The sequence below is a fragment of the Microvirga sp. P4_G7 genome (assembly GCF_056401005.1).
Window position 1 is genome coordinate 1 of record NZ_JBFUKD010000900.1, and the last position, 1,228, is coordinate 1,228.

A 1,228-nucleotide genomic window follows, 5' to 3' on the forward strand; every position below is an offset into this window, starting at 1 on the left:
TACTCGACCTTGCCGAGGTCCTTGTAGCTGAGGCCCGCGCCCTGAAGCACCGCGCGGGCGTTGAGTTCCGTGCCCGATTTGGGCGCGCCGACCGAGAGGCGCTTTCCTTTGAGGTCGGCCAGCGTCTTGATGCCGGATTCCTTCGAGGCGACGACCTGAATGTAATTGGGATAGATCGCCGTGATGCCGCGCAGCTTGTCGAGTTTGCCGCGGAAGCCCGCTTCCTCGTCGCCGATCCAGCCGAGAGCCAGACTGTCGCCGAGGGTGAAGCCGATCTCGCCCTTGCCTTGCTGGAGCAGATTCAGGTTTTCGACCGAAGCCTTGGTCGCCTGGACCGACGGGCGGCTGCCGGGCAGTTTTTGCGTAAAGACGTTCGAAAGGGCGACGCCGAGCGGGTAATAGACGCCGGAAGTGCCTCCGGTGAGGATATTGACGAATTCCTGCGCCTGGGCGGGAAGGCCCGCTCCGGCCAAGGCGAGAGCAGCGGCGGCACCGATCAGGCGGCGCTTGAAGGTCGGCGACATGGCGTAAACTCCCGTTGTGGCCCTCAGCGCGCAAACGGCGAATCTGAGCACGGCCTGTGATTGAGTGCAGTTTGACGGCTGACGGGGAATTCTCAAGAGGTTATGAGGATCGCAATCCTGCCACCTTGGTAGGGTTATTCCCCCATGGTTCAGTCCCCTCACGGCCAAGTGCTCCCATGTTCGATCGTCGTCAGTTTCTGCAATACGCCACGGCTACCGCCAGCCTCGCGGCGACGGGCTTTTCGGCGCCGGCCTTGGCTCAGCAAGGCTTGAAGCTGGGTGCAGCCGCCCCGTTTTCCTTCGATGACTTGAAGAAGCGCGCCCGCGACATGGCGATGCGGGACTATGTCCCCCCCGCACGGGCGTCGGCCGAGATCCTGAACCAGATCGACTACGACGCGCATGGGAAGATCAAGTTCAAGACGGATCTGGCGCTGTGGGCCAATGGGCCGAGCGAATTCCCGGTCACGTTCTTCCACCTCGGCCGCTATTTCCAGAAGCCCGTGCGCATGCACGTGGTCGAAGGCGGCAAGGCGCGCGAGATTTCCTACGAGGCCGAGTATTTCGACATGCCGGCGGATTCGCCGGCGCGCAAGYTGCCCGACAATTCGGGCTTTGCCGGTTTCCGCTTCCAGGAGGCTCGCAACGGCAAGCTCGACTGGCGGAAGAACGACTGGGTCGCCTTCCTCGGCGCTTCCTATTTC

Annotated in this window: 2 protein-coding genes; one reads left to right on the top strand and one right to left on the bottom strand. The window is 62.8% G+C overall.

Features of this window, described 5'->3' with window-relative positions; genetic code table 11:
* A partial coding sequence (locus tag AC1DT3_RS21750) for a TAXI family TRAP transporter solute-binding subunit (RefSeq protein ID WP_477467260.1) occupies positions 1-524 on the bottom strand: 524 nt, incomplete at its 3' end.
* Positions 525-700: 176 nt separating this feature from the next.
* Here AC1DT3_RS21750 and AC1DT3_RS21755 point away from each other — a divergent pair.
* On the top strand, positions 701-1,228 hold a 528-nt coding region (locus AC1DT3_RS21755; RefSeq protein ID WP_477467261.1), incomplete at its 3' end, for a glucan biosynthesis protein.